The organism is Neobacillus sp. Soil_C_43, from assembly GCF_057656715.1.
This window is the reverse complement of record NZ_JBDGJV010000028.1, coordinates 35,660-52,069: the sequence shown is the minus strand read 5'-3', so window position 1 is coordinate 52,069 and position 16,410 is coordinate 35,660. Positions and strand designations below refer to the sequence as shown.

The following is a 16,410-nucleotide window of genomic DNA, read 5'->3' as shown; positions in this document are numbered from 1 at the left end:
TTCTCAGCGCCGATGGTAGTTGGGACGAAAGTCCCTGTGAGAGTAGGACGTTGCCAGGCAAATGAAAAGACAACCTGAAAATGGTTGTCTTTTTTGTGCTTTAATGATAAAAGCCGTGTTTAAGTAAAAAAGTACGAAGTGTTTTAAAAGAAATCGTCTATAGACATACACCCATTTCAACATTTCTACATAGTATATTACAGGATGGAATCGAGATGATTATTCAAAAAATTGTATACAAATGTGAATTGAGGGACAGAATGGATGTATGGAGGTGGAGGGCTTGAGTTCATTTTTAGCACATAGTCATTACGAGGAAACGTGCGTTATTTGTGAGAATCTTAAACCGAAAGGCATACATCTATATACTTCTTTTATCTGTACGGATTGTGAAAGTGATTTAATACAAACAGATACAAATGATCCAAGATATAAATATTTTCTTAAACAACTTAGGAAAATTACCACACCAGAAATTTTCTCTTAACAAGTCCTTTTTAGGGCTTTATTTTTTTGCTATGAAAGGGGAAAGGAAACCACTTTTTTGCTAAAATAAATAAGACTCTTAAAAGGAAGTAATACGATGAAAAAACAAATGAATACGCCTCTTTTTAACGCACTACTTGAACATAACAAAAAGAATCCTATTTCTTTTCATGTCCCTGGACATAAAAATGGACAAAATATTCAAAGCGAAGCAAGCCACTTTTTTGAACAGATATTAAAAATGGATGTAACAGAACTGTCAGGGCTAGATGATTTGCATTCACCTGAAGGAGTTATCTTAGAAGCCGAGCAACTTTTAGCTGAACTTTTTCAAACGAGGAAGAGCTTTTTATTAGTAAATGGATCAACAGTAGGTAATTTAGCAATGATTATGGCCGCTTGCAGAGAGAATGATACGGTCTTAGTACAGCGGAATTGCCATAAATCTGTATTAAATGCTTTAAGATTAGCAAAAGTAAGACCAATATTTTTAGAACCCGAATATGATCACGACTGGAAGGTAGCTACATGTGTTAATGTAGAGACAGTAAAAGAGGCAATTAGTCTTTATTCAAACGTGAAAGCCATCATTCTAACCTATCCTAATTATTATGGAATAGTCTCCGATTTAGAAGGAATTATAAAGGAAGCCCATCTTCATCACATTCCTGTTTTAGTTGATGAGGCACATGGCGCCCATTTTAATATCGGAAAGCCTTTTCCTGCTTCAGCCGTTCAGTTAGGTGCGGATATCGTCGTTCAATCTGCCCATAAAACACTTCCAGCTATGACGATGGGTTCCTATTTGCATGTGAACGGCCACTTAGTTGATGTAAATAAGGTAAAGGATTACTTGCAGATATTTCAATCGAGCAGCCCATCATACCCAATTATGGCATCACTCGATTTAGCGAGAAAATACTTGGCTACATACACACAGCAGGATTTAGTTGCTTTACAAAAGAGCATCAAGCAGTTTAAAGCAGAATTAGAAGACATTCCTGGAATTAAGGTACTAGCATACCCCAATCATCAGGGAGACTTATTAAAGGTAACGATTCAAACTAGGTGTAACTTAAGTGGATTTGAGCTTCAAAAGAGATTGGAAGAAGAGGCTGTCTATACAGAGTTAGCAGATCCCTATAATATACTATTAGTTCTTCCTTTATTAAAAGAAGGTCAAAGGTACCCGTTCGGAGAGACTGGTTGGAAAATAAAAAAGGTGTGTAAAAACTTGCCTTTTCAAAAACAAAAGAGCAAACTGACGATGAGTAAACGAAAAGTCTCAGAACTGGCTATCTCTTATAAAGAAATGGACAACTTAGAGTCAATGGATGTACCTATTGCTGAGGCCGTAGGATTCGTTTGTGCAGAAACAATTATTCCCTATCCCCCAGGAATTCCACTCCTGTTAAAAGGGGAAGAAATAACAAATGAGAGGATTAATCAGCTTCAAAGACTGTTAGAAGCAGGGGCAAGATTCCAGGGAGGCTCCTTATTAACTCTAGGCAAGGTAAAGGTATTTATAAAAAATAAGAAGTAGTTTGCTTTTTTAATATATGGAGGTTTTATTTTGAACAGTGGAATATTTATTACGTTTGAAGGTCCAGATGGTGCCGGAAAAACAACAATTTTAAGTATGGTAGCTAATCACTTTAAAGAGGCCATGGTGACAAGAGAGCCTGGCGGCATCGATATTGCTGAACAAATTCGCCAAGTAATCCTAAACAAAGAGAACACTGCTATGGACCCGAGAACAGAAGCCTTGCTATATGCTGCTGCACGAAGACAGCATTTGATTGAAAAGGTAAAACCTGCTCTAGAAGAAGAGAAAATGGTTTTATGTGATCGGTTTGTTGATAGTTCACTAGCCTATCAGGGGTATGCAAGGGGCCTAGGAATTGATGAGGTATGGTCTATTAACCAGTTTGCCATTGAAGACTTAATGCCCCAGTTAACAATCTACTTTGACATTGAGCCAGAGTTAGGATTAAAACGGATTAACAAAAATAAAGAAAGAGAGATCAATCGTTTAGATTTAGAAAATCTCGAGTTCCATCAAAAGGTAAGAGACGGATATTATCTATTAATGGAACGTTTCCCAGATCGAATTGTGCGTATTGATGCATCCGGTACAGTTGAAGAGGTCTATGAACAAACAGTAAAAATGATAAATGAGAAACTAGCAAAGTAAAGGCCTACAGTAGTTAGGCCTTTTTTTGACATATCAGAATTAATCCCGTGTTCCTATCTATAACAAATGTAAGCAGGACAATAACCTGTTATAATATAGGTAAGAAAACTTTTGCCGAAAAATTAAGAAGAGAGGGTGTTCCACATGAAACTTATCATTGCTGTTATACAAGATCAAGATAGTAACCGATTATCAAAGGCTTTAATAGAAAATAATTTTCGGGCGACAAAATTAGCTAGTACAGGTGGATTTTTAAAATCGGGGAACACCACTTTTATGATTGGGACGGAGGATATTCGAGTTGACCGAGCACTTCAAGTTATTAAAGAAAACTGTAGGGCTAGGGAACAGCTAGTGTCACCAGTTTCACCTATGGGTGGAAACGCAGACTCTTTTGTTCCATACCCCGTAGAAGTAGAAGTCGGCGGTGCAACAGTTTTCGTTCTTCCAATCGAACAATCCTTACATTTTTAATTTGATGAATACCTTAAGCTATCTTAAACAGTAAGTGAGTGATTACAATGGTCAAAACATGGGATCAATTAGAAGAGCTACAGCCAACAGTTCTAAAAATGTTAAAAAACAGCTTAGTGAAAAATCGAGTGGCCCATGCGTACCTATTTGAAGGCATGAGAGGGACAGGTAAAAGAGAAATAGGCATATTGCTAACAAAATCCCTTTATTGTGAAGCGCTAATCGATGGTTACAAACCATGTGAATCCTGCAATAATTGCCGACGAATCAATAATGGAAATCATCCGGATGTTCATATTGTGGAACCGGACGGGCTATCTATTAAAGTCGATCAGATTAGGAATCTACAAGCAGAGTTTGCAAAAAAAGGTGTAGAATCTTTGAAAAAAGTATATTTAATCTCACATGCTGATAAAATGAGTGTAAGTGCGTCTAATAGTCTTTTAAAATTTCTTGAGGAACCTAATCCAGGAACAGTAGCCTTTCTGTTGACGGAGCAAATTCAACAAATATTGCCTACTATTCTTTCTAGGTGCCAAATATTAGCATTCCAACCTTTAGCCCCTCATGTGATGGTTAAAAAACTGGTCGAAAACGGCGTAAAACCAACTAAGGCGCCATTACTGGCTCAGCTTACCAATAATTTGGAGGAAGCTCTTAAATTAAATGTCGATGAATGGTTTGCACAAGCCCAAAAAATAGTGTTAAAATTGTATGAGGTGTTGAAAAAAAATTCGTTGGAGGCAATGGTCACACTCCAAGGGGATTGGTTTTTACACTTTAGAGAAAAAGAACAAATTAATCGTGGTTTAGATCTTTTACTTCTTATTTTTAAGGATTTACTATATATACAGCTAGATAAGCAGGAGCAAATTGTTTTCATTGAAGAAAACGAGCGGTTAAAACAGTTTGCCTTGCAATCATCTGGACGGCGCATATCGGATCAAATGTCAGCTATTCTTGATGCAAAAAGGAAGCTGCAGGCAAATATGAATCCTCAGCTGATGATGGAACAGCTTGTGTTAAAATTGCAGGAGGGATCTTCATTTGTATGATGTTGTAGGAGTACGCTTTAAAAAAGCGGGGAAAATCTATTATTTTGATCCAGGAGAGCTCTCCATTCAAAAGGATGACTTTGTCATTGTTGAAACAGTCCGTGGCGTTGAATATGGAAAGGCTGTCATTGCTCGTAAACAGGTTGAGGAGCACGATGTCGTCCTTCCATTAAAAAAGGTGGTCAGAATTGCGGACCAAAAGGATCGAATGATTGTTGAAGAAAACAAGTTTGCAGCCCAGGAAGCTTATGAAGTATGTAATGAAAAGGTCAATGAACATCAGCTGGATATGAAACTGGTGGATGTTGAATATACATTTGATCGAAATAAAATCATCTTTTACTTTACTGCCGATGGAAGAGTAGATTTCCGTGAGCTAGTAAAAGATTTAGCAGCTATTTTTCGGACACGAATTGAATTGCGACAGATTGGCGTACGTGATGAAGCCAAGATGCTTGGGGGCATCGGCCCTTGTGGAAGAATGCTGTGCTGCTCCACATTTTTAGGTGATTTCGACCCTGTTTCAATTAAAATGGCGAAGGATCAAAATCTTTCATTGAATCCTACCAAAATTTCTGGCTTATGTGGCAGGTTGATGTGCTGCCTAAAATATGAAAATGATGAATATGAATCTGCAAAAGCACTACTTCCAGATTTAGGGGAAATCATTGAAACGCCACAAGGTACAGGAAAAGTAGTAGGATTAAATATATTAGAGCGGGTGCTTCAGGTTGAACTAAAGGAACAAGAGCGGGTTCTGGAGTATACTTTGGATGAAATCACTAAAGAAGGTGCCTTTTCTATACAATCCACAGATTAATGAGGTGGAAGACGTGGATAAAAAAGAAATTTTTGAGTCAGTAAGTAATATGGAAACACAAATTGGACATCTTTACCAGAAGCTAGGAGAATTAAAGCAGCACTTAGCCGAAATACTAGAAGAGAATCATTATTTAAAGCTTGAAAATGAACATCTGAGGCGCCGTTTAGATGTAACCACGGAAGATGACAAGAAAGAAATAAAGAATAAGAAGGGGATAATCCCTGAAGCATCTCCTGGGGTAAAACCATTTGATGTTGGTGAAGGATATGATAACCTCGCCCGTCTTTATCAAGAAGGGTTTCATATTTGTAACCTTCATTTTGGGAGCTTGCGTAAGGAAGGCGATTGTTTATTTTGTCTTTCTTTCCTTAATAAGAAATAACCGAAAGAGGCTGACGAAATCAGCCTCTATTTTCATACATTTTTAGATAGGATGATTACGTGTGGTTAACTTAAAAGATGATGAGCGGCTTGATTATTTACTAGCTGAGAATTTAAGAATTATTCAAAGCCCCTCCGTTTTTGCTTTTTCACTCGATGCTGTATTATTAGCTCGGTTTGTGTACGTACCTATACAAAGGGGAAATCTTATTGATCTTTGTAGTGGAAACGGAGTCATTCCGTTGTTTTTAAGTGCTCGTACTAAGGGGAAAATTACGGGTGTAGAAATACAAGAGCGTTTATATGATATGGCAAATAGAAGTATTGAATATAACGGTCTACAAGATCGACTACATATGATTCATGGAGACATAAAGGAAATACCAAAGCAGCTAGGATATGGAAAATTTGATGTGGTTACTTGTAATCCGCCTTACTTTCCAACTCCGTCAAAGGATGAAATGAATCCCAATGAACATTTAGCGATTGCTCGACATGAGATCCTTTGTACCCTAGAGGATGCGATCAAGGCCTCGAGTCAGTTAGCGAAACAGGGAGGAAAGGTAGCTTTTGTACACCGCCCGAGCAGACTATTGGATATCATCACTCTTATGCGCCAGTACAGACTTGAGCCAAAACGAATTCAATTTGTCTATCCTAAGAAGGGGAAAGAGGCCAATACCCTGTTAGTAGAAGCAATTAAGGACGGCAGCCCTGACTTAAAAATTTCCCCGCCGCTGTTTGTTTATGATGAGGATGATCAGTACACCTCGGAAATAAGGGCAATCTTATATGGAGAATAACAACCACTTCTTTTATGTGCTAACATGTAAGGATGGAAGTCTTTATGGCGGATATACCACGAGCCTTGAGCGCCGAGTGATGCAGCATAATGAAGGAAAAGGGGCCAAATACACTCGGGGAAGAGGGCCGGTAAAACTAACCTATTTTAAAAGGTTTGATAATAAAGGGGATGCACTGAGGGCAGAGCATCATTTTAAAAGTTTAACTCGAAAGAAAAAAGTCGAGTTTTTAATACGCGAAACGGGTGATGAACATGTGGCAGCAGAAAAGCTTTGAGAATGAAGAAAATAAGGGGATTCTATATCTTGTTCCCACTCCGATTGGAAATCTTGAAGATATGAGCTTCCGGGCGATTAGGATATTAAAAGAAGCTGACTTGATTGCTGCAGAAGACACTAGAAATACCAAAAAACTATGTAACTATTTTGAAATTGGCACCCCGATTGTCAGCTATCATGAGCATAATAAAGAAACGAGTGGGGAGAAACTAATTCAAAAGGTACGACAAGGTTTAAAGGTAGCTCTTGTAAGTGATGCAGGTATGCCAGCTATATCTGACCCTGGTTACGAGTTGGTTACGGCAGCAATTAACGAGCAAGTGCCGGTTGTTCCATTACCTGGGGCCAATGCCGCATTAACATCCTTAATTGCCTCAGGAATAGTTTGTCAGCCATTTTATTTTTATGGGTTCTTACATCGCAGCAAAAAAGATAAGCGGGCCGAATTAGAGCTCTTAAAGAGACAAACGGCAACCATTATTTTTTACGAGTCACCCCATCGGCTGAAAGAAACATTAGCCGTAATGCTGGAAGTTCTGGGGAATAGAAATATGGCTGTTTGCCGCGAGTTAACAAAGAAGTATGAAGAGTTTATTAGAGGAACACTTGAAGAAGTAATCGAGTGGGCACATAAAGATGAAATTCGTGGAGAATTTTGTATTATTGTTGAAGGAACAAAAGAAGAGGTAGAAGAGGACACCAACTGGTGGGAAGCACTATCTATTGAAGAGCATGTCAATCACTATATGTCAATTGAAAACATTTCTTCTAAGGATGCTATTAAGCAAACAGCCAAAGATCGAGGTCTGAACAAAAGAGAAGTGTATCAGGTATATCATATTGAATAAAAAAAGCTCCGGCACGTAAAGTGCCCGGAGCTATTATTTTGCTAATTCAAAGTTGCTTTTGATTTCTTCTAGTAATTTCTCTGCACCTTCGCGGCTTAGAATTAATTTCCCGCCAGCAAGAGCTAGGTTATCATCAGAAACTTCACCAGTTACCTGACAAGTCATATTTGGCTTGTATTTTTTTAAGATAATACGCTCATCGTCTACATAGATTTCTAGAGCATCCTTTTCAGCAATACCAAGAGTACGTCTTAATTCAATCGGAATAACCACACGACCTAATTCATCAACTTTACGAACAATACCTGTAGATTTCATTTTAAAGTGATCTCCTCTCATCAATACGAAATTATTTATCTATTTTTATTCGTCATTATTCGACAAAATTCTTACAAATTTATAATACCAGTACTTCCCATATCCGTCAATTACTTTATGTTAAAAATAATAGAAAATTTTTTCCAACAGTACAAACGTTGATTTAATAGGGTTTAACTAAATATTCATACAATTTTCATAGATTTTTAATATTATTGGATTTTCAGATAGTTGCTTTTGCAATATCTACATCATTCGACAAATTTCTACAATAACAGACTTAATCCCCTATATTGTTCGAACATAAGATTTGTTTTATGGGGGCAGGAAAAAGAGTTTTAAAAAAGAGTCAAAAGAAGCGCGTCCTTGCACAAAAGTTTATTTTTCGGTATATTTTGATGATAGAAGCGGGAAAAAAAGGCAATAATGGGTAAATGGGGTTTAGGCTTTTTTACCCGATTATTGTCTATCCCCAGAGCTTGTGCTTTTCTGATGAGGAGGAAAAATAATGGAGGAAAAACTAAAGACCTTTTACCTTACCACACCTATTTACTATCCAAGTGGAAATTTACATATAGGACATGCCTATACGACTGTTGCTGGTGATGCAATGGCACGTTATAAGCGGATGCGCGGTTATGATGTCATGTACTTAACTGGAACGGATGAGCATGGTCAAAAAATCCAGCGTAAGGCCGAGGAAGCAAACATTACACCACAACAATATGTGGATGGGATTGTAGATGGAATTAAAGAGCTGTGGAATAAGCTCGATATTTCCTATGATGACTTTATTCGTACAACAGAGGAAAGACATAAGCAAGTGGTGTCAAAGATTTTTGCGAGACTTTTGGAGCAAGGAGATATTTACCTCGATCAATATGAAGGCTGGTATTGCACTCCATGTGAGTCCTTTTTTACGGATCGCCAATTAGTAGAAGGAAATTGCCCGGATTGTGGCCGAACAGTAGAACTCGTCAAAGAGGAATCCTACTTTTTTAGAATGAGTAAGTATGCCGATCGGTTATTACAATACTATGAGGAAAATCCGGAGTTCATCCAACCCGAGTCTCGTAAAAATGAAATGATTAATAATTTCATCAAACCTGGGTTGGAGGATTTAGCGGTTTCTAGAACTACGTTCGATTGGGGGATTAAAGTTCCTGGCGATCCAAAGCATGTCATTTATGTTTGGATTGATGCTTTATCCAATTATATTACTGCCCTTGGATATGGGACGGAGAATGACTCCAAATATTTAAATTACTGGCCGGCGGATGTTCATCTTGTTGGAAAGGAAATTGTCCGCTTCCATACGATTTATTGGCCGATCATGTTAATGGCGCTTGAGCTGCCTTTACCAAAGAAGGTTTTCGCTCATGGCTGGTTATTAATGAAAGACGGCAAAATGTCCAAATCGAAAGGGAATGTGGTGGACCCTGTTACATTAATTGACCGCTACGGTTTAGATGCTCTTCGCTACTACCTATTAAGAGAGGTACCATTCGGTGCAGATGGTGTTTTTACACCAGAAGGATTTGTTGAAAGAATCAATTTTGACTTAGCCAATGATTTAGGAAACTTGTTAAATCGGACTGTTGCAATGATAGAAAAATATTTTGATGGTGTTATTCCTGAGTACACTGGGTCAGTTGGAGCATTTGATGAGTCATTGTTACAAATGAATCATGAAACCATTCAAAAGTATGAAGAGGCCATGGAGAAAATGGAGTTTTCTGTTGCACTAACATCAATTTGGCAATTAGTCAGCAGGACCAATAAATATATCGATGAAACACAGCCGTGGACATTAGCGAAGGACGGGGAGAAAAAAGGTGAGCTTGCGAGTGTAATGGTACACTTGGCGGAGTCACTACGAAGAATGGCCATTCTTTTACAACCTTTCCTAACTCGTACACCTGGTGGAATCTTTAAGCAACTTGGGATCCATGGTGAGGAGCTTAGAACATGGGAAAGCCTTGAAAACTTTGGATTGATTCCAAGTGGAACAAAGGTTGAAAAAGAGGCGCCTCTATTCCCAAGACTGGAAATTGCTGATGAAGTAGAATTCATTAAAACGAAAATGCAAGGATCAGCTCCAGCAGAGGAAGAAAAGAAAGAGGAAAAGATAGAAGAAAAGCCTGAACCTATGGAAGAAATTTCTATAGATGATTTCATGAAGATTGACCTACGTGTAGCGGAAGTCATTCAGGCTGAACCAGTTAAAAAAGCAGATAAGCTTTTGAAGCTGCAGCTTGATTTGGGTTACGAAAAGCGTCAAGTGGTTTCTGGAATTGCTCAATACTATAAGCCTGAAGAATTGGTAGGACGTAAGGTGATTTGTATTACTAATTTAAAACCAGTTAAACTTCGTGGTGAATTGTCACAAGGAATGATTTTAGCAGGATCAAAAGACGGCCAGCTTTCCCTGGCAACCGTTGATCAAACGTTACCGAATGGTTCCAAGGTAAAATAATTGTTTAATAAAAGCGCCAATTTTGGCGCTTTTCCTTTTAACGTTGTCCAGTTGCAGCGCCTAGGCAGTTTTCATCCTGAATAATCTACCTTGAGTATCTTGTAACAATCATGGCTTGATAAAGCGATGATTGTTACAGCTCGGGTCAAATAACCTTCGGCAATAAAAGTCAAAATGCGGACTTTTTTTGCCGAAGAACATGTGCCTGTCGGGACTGCCCAAGGCGCTTCCGCTTTTCTATGTTTCACGTGAAACAATATTCGCTAAATTTTGTCTTTTTATTAAAGGCTGTGTTAAAGAACAGTGCTGATTTTTACAACCTGTTGATTGGAGCGGAAGGCACGAAGACTCCTGTGGGAGTATGGTTCAGGGGAGACCCCGCAGGCGCTTTTCGCCGAGGAGGCTCGCCGAAACACCCACGAACCGCTTGTGCCTGGAGCGGAAATCAACAGGCAAGGTTAACAGAGCCTTATTAGAAAAATAGAAAGTATTGCAGAAAAAAGGAGAAAAGATATGCTATTCGACACACATGTACACTTAAACGCTGATCAATATAATGAAGACTTAGAGGAAGTAATTGCTAGGGCACAGGAAGCGGGAGTTACCAATATGGTGGTTGTCGGGTTTGACCGTCCAACGATTACAAGAGCAATGGAATTAGTGGAACAATATGAGTTTTTGTATGCCTGCGTGGGCTGGCATCCCGTTGATGCCATTGATATGACAGATGAGGATTTACTGTGGATTGAGGAATTAGCTTCACATCGAAAGGTAGTGGCCATTGGCGAAATGGGCTTGGATTATCATTGGGACAAGTCTCCTAAAGATATTCAAAAAGAGGTCTTTCGTAAACAAATCAGGCTGGCTAAAAAAGTGAAGCTACCCATTGTGATTCACAATCGAGAGGCAACTGCAGATATCGTTGATATTTTAAAGGAAGAGGGGGCAGAAGAAGTAGGAGGAATCATGCATTGCTTCAGCGGAAGTGCAGAAGTAGCAAAGGAATGTGTGAAAATGAATTTCTACATTTCGCTTGGCGGCCCTGTTACCTTTAAAAATGCAAAAAAACCAAAGGAAGTTGCAGCGGAAATCCCTTTAGATAAACTGTTGATAGAAACAGATTGTCCATATTTAGCACCACATCCATATCGAGGAAAGCGCAATGAACCGGGATATGTGAAGCTAGTTGCCGAAGAAATTGCCGAAATAAAGGAGTTGACATTTGAAGAAGTAGCGGATGCAACGACACGAAATGCTAAAAAAGTATTCGCCATAAAATGATAAGGGAATTTGTCGAAGAGACCGGAAGCTTGTCTTAATTTTTTCTGATAACAAAAAGTTCTACATGTCTCCTTTTCTACATAGGATAAACGTGTCGAGAAGTTTTTCTTTGCAAAGATTCCAGTTTTGTGCATAATTAGAAATACCTTCACAGGTGATGCAGGGATTGACCGCCGACAATAGGTTTTCCATAATCTCTCCAAGAAAAGGAGGCGTTTTTCATCGTATTCCAAAACATGAAAAACCTGTTTCCCAAGTCTTTGAGTGGAAGGTCATGGGTCATTATTTTTGCTAGTTTCGTAGTATTGCTAACTACTTTCGGAGTTCTGTTTTTTGAAGGATCGAAGAATACAGTAGCGATAACACTAAATGGCAAAGAGATGGTCGTGAACACACATGCTGATACAATCGATGAATTATTAGATGAAATGGATGTATCGCTTCGCTCACAAGACTACTTGTATCCAAAGGCAAACACTAAGGTGAAGGACCACCTTAAAGTCGTTTGGAAGCAAGCAAACAAGGTTCACATTGTCAAAGACAACGAGAAGAAAACGATCTGGACTACAGCCCAAACGGTGGCTGAGCTCTTAAAAGAGCAGAAAATTGCATTAAACGGACATGATCAAGTTTCACCAAAACCACAAACGGCAATAAAAGATAAGATGAATATAGATATAAAAATTGCTTTTCATCTTACATATGTGGACGGCGGTAAAGAACAACAAGTTTGGACCACTTCGGCTACGGTCGCTGACTTTTTAACACAACAGGGAATTATACTAAATGAATTTGACCGAGTTGAACCGTCATTAACAGAAACCATCTCAAAGAATGGTGTAGTTAACGTCATTCGAGTAGAAAAAGTCACCGATGTAGTGGAAGAACCAGTTCAATTTGCCGTGGTTACGAAAAAGGATGAAAGTCTAGAAAAAGGTAAAGAGAAGGTCCTAAGTGCAGGAATGCATGGCCTCGTGTCAAGAAAGTACGAAGTTGTACTGGAAAACGGCAAAGAGGTAGCTAGGAAACTAGTAAGCGAGCAAAATCTAAAAGAGAAAAAAGATAAAATTGTGGCTGTCGGAACGAAGGATCTGGCTTTACAGGTTTCCCGTGGCGCAGTAGAAACGGGTAAAGAGTTTTATGTAACTTCAACTGCGTATACTGCTAATTGTAATGGTTGTTCCGGTCGTACGGCAACAGGTCTCAATTTGCGGGCTAATCCGAACATGAAAATTATTGCTGTGGACCCTAGAATCATCCCGCTAGGAACAAAGGTGTATGTGGAAGGCTATGGCTATGCAGTAGCTGCTGACACAGGTGGGGCAATAAAAGGATACAAAATTGATGTATTCATGCCCTCTAACCAGGATTGCTATCGATGGGGACGCAAGAAAGTAAAAATTAAAATTTTACAGTAGTTTATTCTGTGCAGAGGGTCCTTCCTCTGCATTTTGCTTTTTTCGAGTTTTTCTTTATACTTACATCGATACATACTTTATCATTTTTTCTTTATTTCTTTACTTTAGTGTATGAATCTGTTCAATAATATAGACGATGGACATTACAGAATTGTTTCAAATTTTTTTCATTTTTTCTTAATTTTATTACGAAGGAATTGGCTTTTATTATGAAGATCAAAGAAATCATTGTGGTAGAAGGGAAAGATGATACCACTGCCATTAAACGAGCGGTTGATGCCGATACAATTGAAACGAATGGTTCAGCTGTCAATCAAGTGACTATTGAAAAAGTAAGACGTGCACAGGGGACAAGAGGGGTCATCATTTTTACTGACCCTGATTTTCCAGGTGAGAAGATTAGAAAGACCATTGCAGAAAGTGTCCCTGGCTGTAAACATGCCTTTTTGACAAAGGCAGCTGCGCTTGCAAAGGGTGGAAAGGGTATTGGAGTTGAGCACGCCAGCCCAGAAGCGATTAGAGAAGCATTGAAGGAGGCCCAAATTTTAAGGGAGACACCTTCAGAGGTCATTACACAGGAAGATCTTCTAACAGCTGGTCTAATTGGTGGAGAAGGCGCCAAAGAGAGAAGAATGCTGATGGGAGAGATTTTAAAGATAGGCTATACAAATGGAAAACAACTGCATAAACGCTTAATGATGTTCCAAATTAGCAAACAGGAATTTGCTGAAGCAATAAGAGTTGTCCAGCATCGGGAGGAAGAATATGAATAAAGATATCGCAACCCCTGTGAGAACAAGGGCTATCTTAGAGAAATACGGTTTTTCATTTAAGAAAAGCCTGGGTCAAAATTTCTTGATTGATACCAATATTTTAAAAAAAATTGTTAGCTTCGCTGATTTGAATGAGAATTCCGGCGCTATTGAAATTGGTCCGGGAATCGGGGCATTAACCGAACAACTTGCCCGCTCGAGTAAGAAGGTCGTGGCTTTTGAAATTGACCAACGCTTATTACCCATTTTAAATGATACTTTGTCGCCATACGCTAATGTCAAGGTTATTCATAAAGACGTGCTAGAGGCGAATGTGCAAAGCATGATGGAGGAGGAATTCCAAGGCATAGAGGATGTAATGGTGGTAGCTAATTTGCCTTATTACGTAACCACACCCATTATCATGAAACTTCTAGAGGAGCACCTGCCCATCCGTGGAATTGTTTGTATGCTTCAAAAAGAAGTGGCTGATCGAATTTCTGCCAAGCCTGGTACAAAGGAATATGGTTCTCTTTCCATTGCCATACAATATTACACAGAAGCTGAGACGGTAATGATCGTACCTAAAACTGTTTTTGTTCCACAGCCAAATGTAGATTCAGCTGTTATCCGGTTAACTAAGCGAAATCAGCCTGCTGTTAGTGTGAAGGATGAGGGCTTCTTTTTCCAAGTGACAAAAGCGAGTTTTGCGCAGAGGAGAAAAACCATTCTTAATAATTTAACTAGTCAGCTTCCTGAAGGGAAACAGAAGAAGGAAGAAATTCTTGCTGCTTTATCGGCGAGCGGGGTTGAACCAACTAGAAGAGGGGAGACGCTTTCCTTAGAGGAATTTGGTATGTTAAGTGATCAACTATATCCATACTTCCATTAAGACTCTTATAAAAGGGTCTTTTTCTTTTTCACCAGGACAATGCACTTAGCATAGCCTAAGGAAGAGAAACTATCTAGAAAAGGCCCTTTTGCTGGTCTTATTGGAGTGACGGCAGTGAATATAAAAATAATGGATATTGTCGGTAGAAAATCATATAACTGTGATATTCTATTTCGCGTTATTGATATTCAACATATAAACGGCCAAAAAGTTGCTATCCTTTATGGTGAGGATTTTCGTCTGATCGCAGATTCACCTTTCACTGATTTAGTCAGTATTGACCAAAATGAAAGAGTGAAACTGGAACAAGAATATAGAACGCTCGAGGAACAATCATTAAAACTGTTTGAACAGGATGTAGATCTGTTAAGGCAAAGGCAAGAATATGAGGCTACTGGGGGATATGTGAAGCCGAGCAATTACTTTCAAATCCCAGGGAAGGTCCTCCATTTAGATGGAGATCCTGCGTATTTAAAAAAATGCATGACTTTATACGAAAAGATTGGAATACCTGTGCTTGGAATACATTGCAATGAAAAGGAAATGCCTGAGAGAATTGGTGAATTAATTGATTATTATCGTCCTGATATTCTCGTTATCACCGGTCACGATGCGTATTCAAAGGCAAAGGGAAAGATAACAGATATTAATGCTTACCGACATTCCAAACATTTCGTTCAAACAGTTAGAGAAGCTAGAAAAAAGATTCCTCATTTAGATCAACTTGTTATTTTTGCTGGAGCCTGCCAATCTCACTTTGAATCCCTCATTCATGCAGGAGCGAACTTTGCCAGCTCACCATCCAGGATCAATATTCATGCATTAGACCCCGTTTATATTGTTGCTAAAATAAGCTTTACACCCTTTATGGAGAGAATAAATGTTTGGGATGTTCTAAGGAATACACTAACTGGTGAAAAGGGGCTTGGAGGAATTGAAACAAAAGGGGTATTACGTACGGGAATGCCCTACAGGCCACACCACGAGGAAGAAGAAGAATAAGCTTATTAGAGAAGCGGAAGTACTAATAAGTACTGCCCCATTATTCTAATGGGCTTATTTTTTTATGTGTGATACATAATCCACGTCCAATACGGTAACGATAGGAATGTTGAAATTTTAGAGAAAAAGTAGAAGAAAAAGGATTGACAATCATTTTGTTGGACTGATATAATTTATGTTTTTGTTTGACAGAACTATGTCAGTGTGTTATACTTTACACAGTGAGGTGGACCGAATGCCAAAAACCTTAGCCGATATTAAAAAGGCTCTCGACACAAACTTAGGGAAAAGGTTACTGCTAAAGGCAAATGGAGGACGTAGAAAGACGATTGAACGTTCCGGTGTTTTAGCTGAAACTTACCCATCTGTTTTTGTTATTGAACTTGACCAAGATGAAAATTCATTCGAGCGTGTTTCATACAGCTATGCGGATGTCTTAACGGAAACAGTTCAAATTACATTCTACGATGAAACAACAGGACATGTAGCTTTAAGTTAGTATATAAGCAATGAGTGGCAGTAAACTTAAAGTTTACTGCTTTTTGCTGTCTTTAGATTACACTAGGTTTGGCTCCAGGAACTCTTGTGATTCCGATTTAATCATTCTCTTTTATCCCATACTAATAATGCTGTGGGCTGAAGGGGGTTGTTTAGATGGCCAGGAGAAGAGGAATTATGTCCGATCGACTGAAAGTAGAGCTTGCAAAAGAGCTTGGTTTTTATGATGTGGTTCAAAAAGAAGGTTGGGGCGGTATTAAGTCCAAGGACGCAGGGAATATGGTGAAGCGGGCCGTGGAACTTGCCCAGCAACAAATGGTCAATCGAGGTTCACATTCTTAATCCTTAAAAAGGTGAGTAAGAATTTCGTTTAAACAAAATCTGTCCCACAGCTGCCAGGGGGCTATGCCCTCTGGTTTTTACATATATT

19 protein-coding genes are annotated in these 16,410 nt (G+C 38.9%); 18 read left to right on the top strand and 1 reads right to left on the bottom strand.

What is annotated here, in order from left to right; all coding sequences use genetic code 11:
• Nucleotides 1-268 precede the first annotated feature (268 nt).
• The 10 genes from AC3A54_RS24365 to rsmI all read left to right on the top strand — a co-directional run bounded on the left by AC3A54_RS24365 (nt 269) and on the right by rsmI (nt 7,343).
• On the top strand, nt 269-487 hold the full coding sequence (locus tag AC3A54_RS24365) for a sigma factor G inhibitor Gin (RefSeq protein WP_308081643.1): 219 nt from the start codon (nt 269-271) through the stop codon (nt 485-487).
• A gap of 96 nt (nt 488-583) precedes the next feature.
• Nucleotides 584-2,029 (top strand): aminotransferase class I/II-fold pyridoxal phosphate-dependent enzyme, encoded by a 1,446-nt coding sequence (locus AC3A54_RS24360; RefSeq protein ID WP_487656530.1) that lies wholly within the window; start codon nt 584-586, stop codon nt 2,027-2,029.
• Between the two features lie 30 nt (nt 2,030-2,059).
• Nucleotides 2,060-2,680 carry a dTMP kinase gene (gene tmk, locus AC3A54_RS24355; protein ID WP_487656529.1) on the top strand — a complete coding sequence of 207 codons (621 nt, stop codon included), beginning with the start codon at nt 2,060-2,062 and terminating at the stop codon, nt 2,678-2,680.
• Nucleotides 2,681-2,824: 144 nt separating this feature from the next.
• Nucleotides 2,825-3,154, top strand: a complete 330-nt coding sequence (locus tag AC3A54_RS24350; RefSeq protein ID WP_308081640.1) for a cyclic-di-AMP receptor — start codon at nt 2,825-2,827, stop codon at nt 3,152-3,154.
• 47 nt (nt 3,155-3,201) lie between these two features.
• Nucleotides 3,202-4,209, top strand: a complete 1,008-nt coding sequence (holB, locus tag AC3A54_RS24345) for a DNA polymerase III subunit delta' (RefSeq protein ID WP_335545152.1) — start codon at nt 3,202-3,204, stop codon at nt 4,207-4,209.
• Nucleotides 4,202-5,029, top strand: a complete 828-nt coding sequence (locus AC3A54_RS24340) for a PSP1 domain-containing protein (protein ID WP_308081638.1) — start codon at nt 4,202-4,204, stop codon at nt 5,027-5,029. Before holB ends, AC3A54_RS24340 begins: the two co-directional genes overlap by 8 nt.
• A gap of 13 nt (nt 5,030-5,042) precedes the next feature.
• Nucleotides 5,043-5,414 carry a DNA replication initiation control protein YabA gene (gene yabA / locus AC3A54_RS24335; RefSeq protein WP_430115443.1) on the top strand — a complete coding sequence of 124 codons (372 nt, stop codon included), beginning with the start codon at nt 5,043-5,045 and terminating at the stop codon, nt 5,412-5,414.
• Between the two features lie 61 nt (nt 5,415-5,475).
• Complete coding sequence (locus AC3A54_RS24330; protein WP_487656528.1) at nt 5,476-6,216, top strand: tRNA1(Val) (adenine(37)-N6)-methyltransferase; 741 nt, start codon at nt 5,476-5,478, stop codon at nt 6,214-6,216.
• A complete protein-coding gene (locus tag AC3A54_RS24325; protein ID WP_308081635.1) occupies nt 6,206-6,493 on the top strand; it encodes a GIY-YIG nuclease family protein in 288 nt (95 codons plus the stop codon). Before AC3A54_RS24330 ends, AC3A54_RS24325 begins: the two co-directional genes overlap by 11 nt.
• Complete coding sequence (gene rsmI, locus AC3A54_RS24320) at nt 6,471-7,343, top strand: 16S rRNA (cytidine(1402)-2'-O)-methyltransferase (RefSeq protein ID WP_487656527.1); 873 nt, start codon at nt 6,471-6,473, stop codon at nt 7,341-7,343. Before AC3A54_RS24325 ends, rsmI begins: the two co-directional genes overlap by 23 nt.
• Nucleotides 7,344-7,376: 33 nt before the next feature.
• Here rsmI and abrB read toward each other — a convergent pair whose 3' ends face one another.
• Complete coding sequence (gene abrB, locus AC3A54_RS24315; protein ID WP_308081632.1) at nt 7,377-7,661, bottom strand: transition state genes transcriptional regulator AbrB; 285 nt, start codon at nt 7,659-7,661, stop codon at nt 7,377-7,379.
• Between the two features lie 508 nt (nt 7,662-8,169).
• Here abrB and metG point away from each other — a divergent pair.
• The 8 genes from metG (at nt 8,170) to AC3A54_RS24275 (ending at nt 16,322) form a co-directional block, all read left to right on the top strand.
• On the top strand, nt 8,170-10,137 hold the full coding sequence (gene metG / locus AC3A54_RS24310) for a methionine--tRNA ligase (RefSeq protein WP_487656526.1): 1,968 nt from the start codon (nt 8,170-8,172) through the stop codon (nt 10,135-10,137).
• A gap of 513 nt (nt 10,138-10,650) precedes the next feature.
• Complete coding sequence (locus AC3A54_RS24305; protein ID WP_335546534.1) at nt 10,651-11,418, top strand: TatD family hydrolase; 768 nt, start codon at nt 10,651-10,653, stop codon at nt 11,416-11,418.
• Between the two features lie 236 nt (nt 11,419-11,654).
• Nucleotides 11,655-12,836: a ubiquitin-like domain-containing protein gene (locus AC3A54_RS24300; protein WP_487656525.1), complete on the top strand. Its 1,182-nt coding sequence runs from the start codon at nt 11,655-11,657 to the stop codon at nt 12,834-12,836.
• Nucleotides 12,837-13,045: 209 nt separating this feature from the next.
• Nucleotides 13,046-13,609, top strand: a complete 564-nt coding sequence (gene rnmV, locus AC3A54_RS24295; protein WP_487656524.1) for a ribonuclease M5 — start codon at nt 13,046-13,048, stop codon at nt 13,607-13,609.
• A complete protein-coding gene (gene rsmA, locus AC3A54_RS24290) occupies nt 13,602-14,480 on the top strand; it encodes a 16S rRNA (adenine(1518)-N(6)/adenine(1519)-N(6))-dimethyltransferase RsmA (protein WP_335546528.1) in 879 nt (292 codons plus the stop codon). The genes rnmV and rsmA overlap by 8 nt, the downstream gene beginning before the upstream one ends.
• A 114-nt stretch (nt 14,481-14,594) precedes the next feature.
• Nucleotides 14,595-15,482, top strand: a complete 888-nt coding sequence (gene yabG / locus AC3A54_RS24285) for a sporulation peptidase YabG (RefSeq protein WP_308081626.1) — start codon at nt 14,595-14,597, stop codon at nt 15,480-15,482.
• Between the two features lie 235 nt (nt 15,483-15,717).
• Complete coding sequence (gene veg, locus AC3A54_RS24280; RefSeq protein ID WP_307282979.1) at nt 15,718-15,981, top strand: biofilm formation stimulator Veg; 264 nt, start codon at nt 15,718-15,720, stop codon at nt 15,979-15,981.
• A 155-nt stretch (nt 15,982-16,136) separates the two neighbouring features.
• A complete protein-coding gene (locus tag AC3A54_RS24275) occupies nt 16,137-16,322 on the top strand; it encodes a small, acid-soluble spore protein, alpha/beta type (protein WP_335546524.1) in 186 nt (61 codons plus the stop codon).
• The last annotated feature ends 88 nt before the right edge of the window (nt 16,323-16,410 follow it).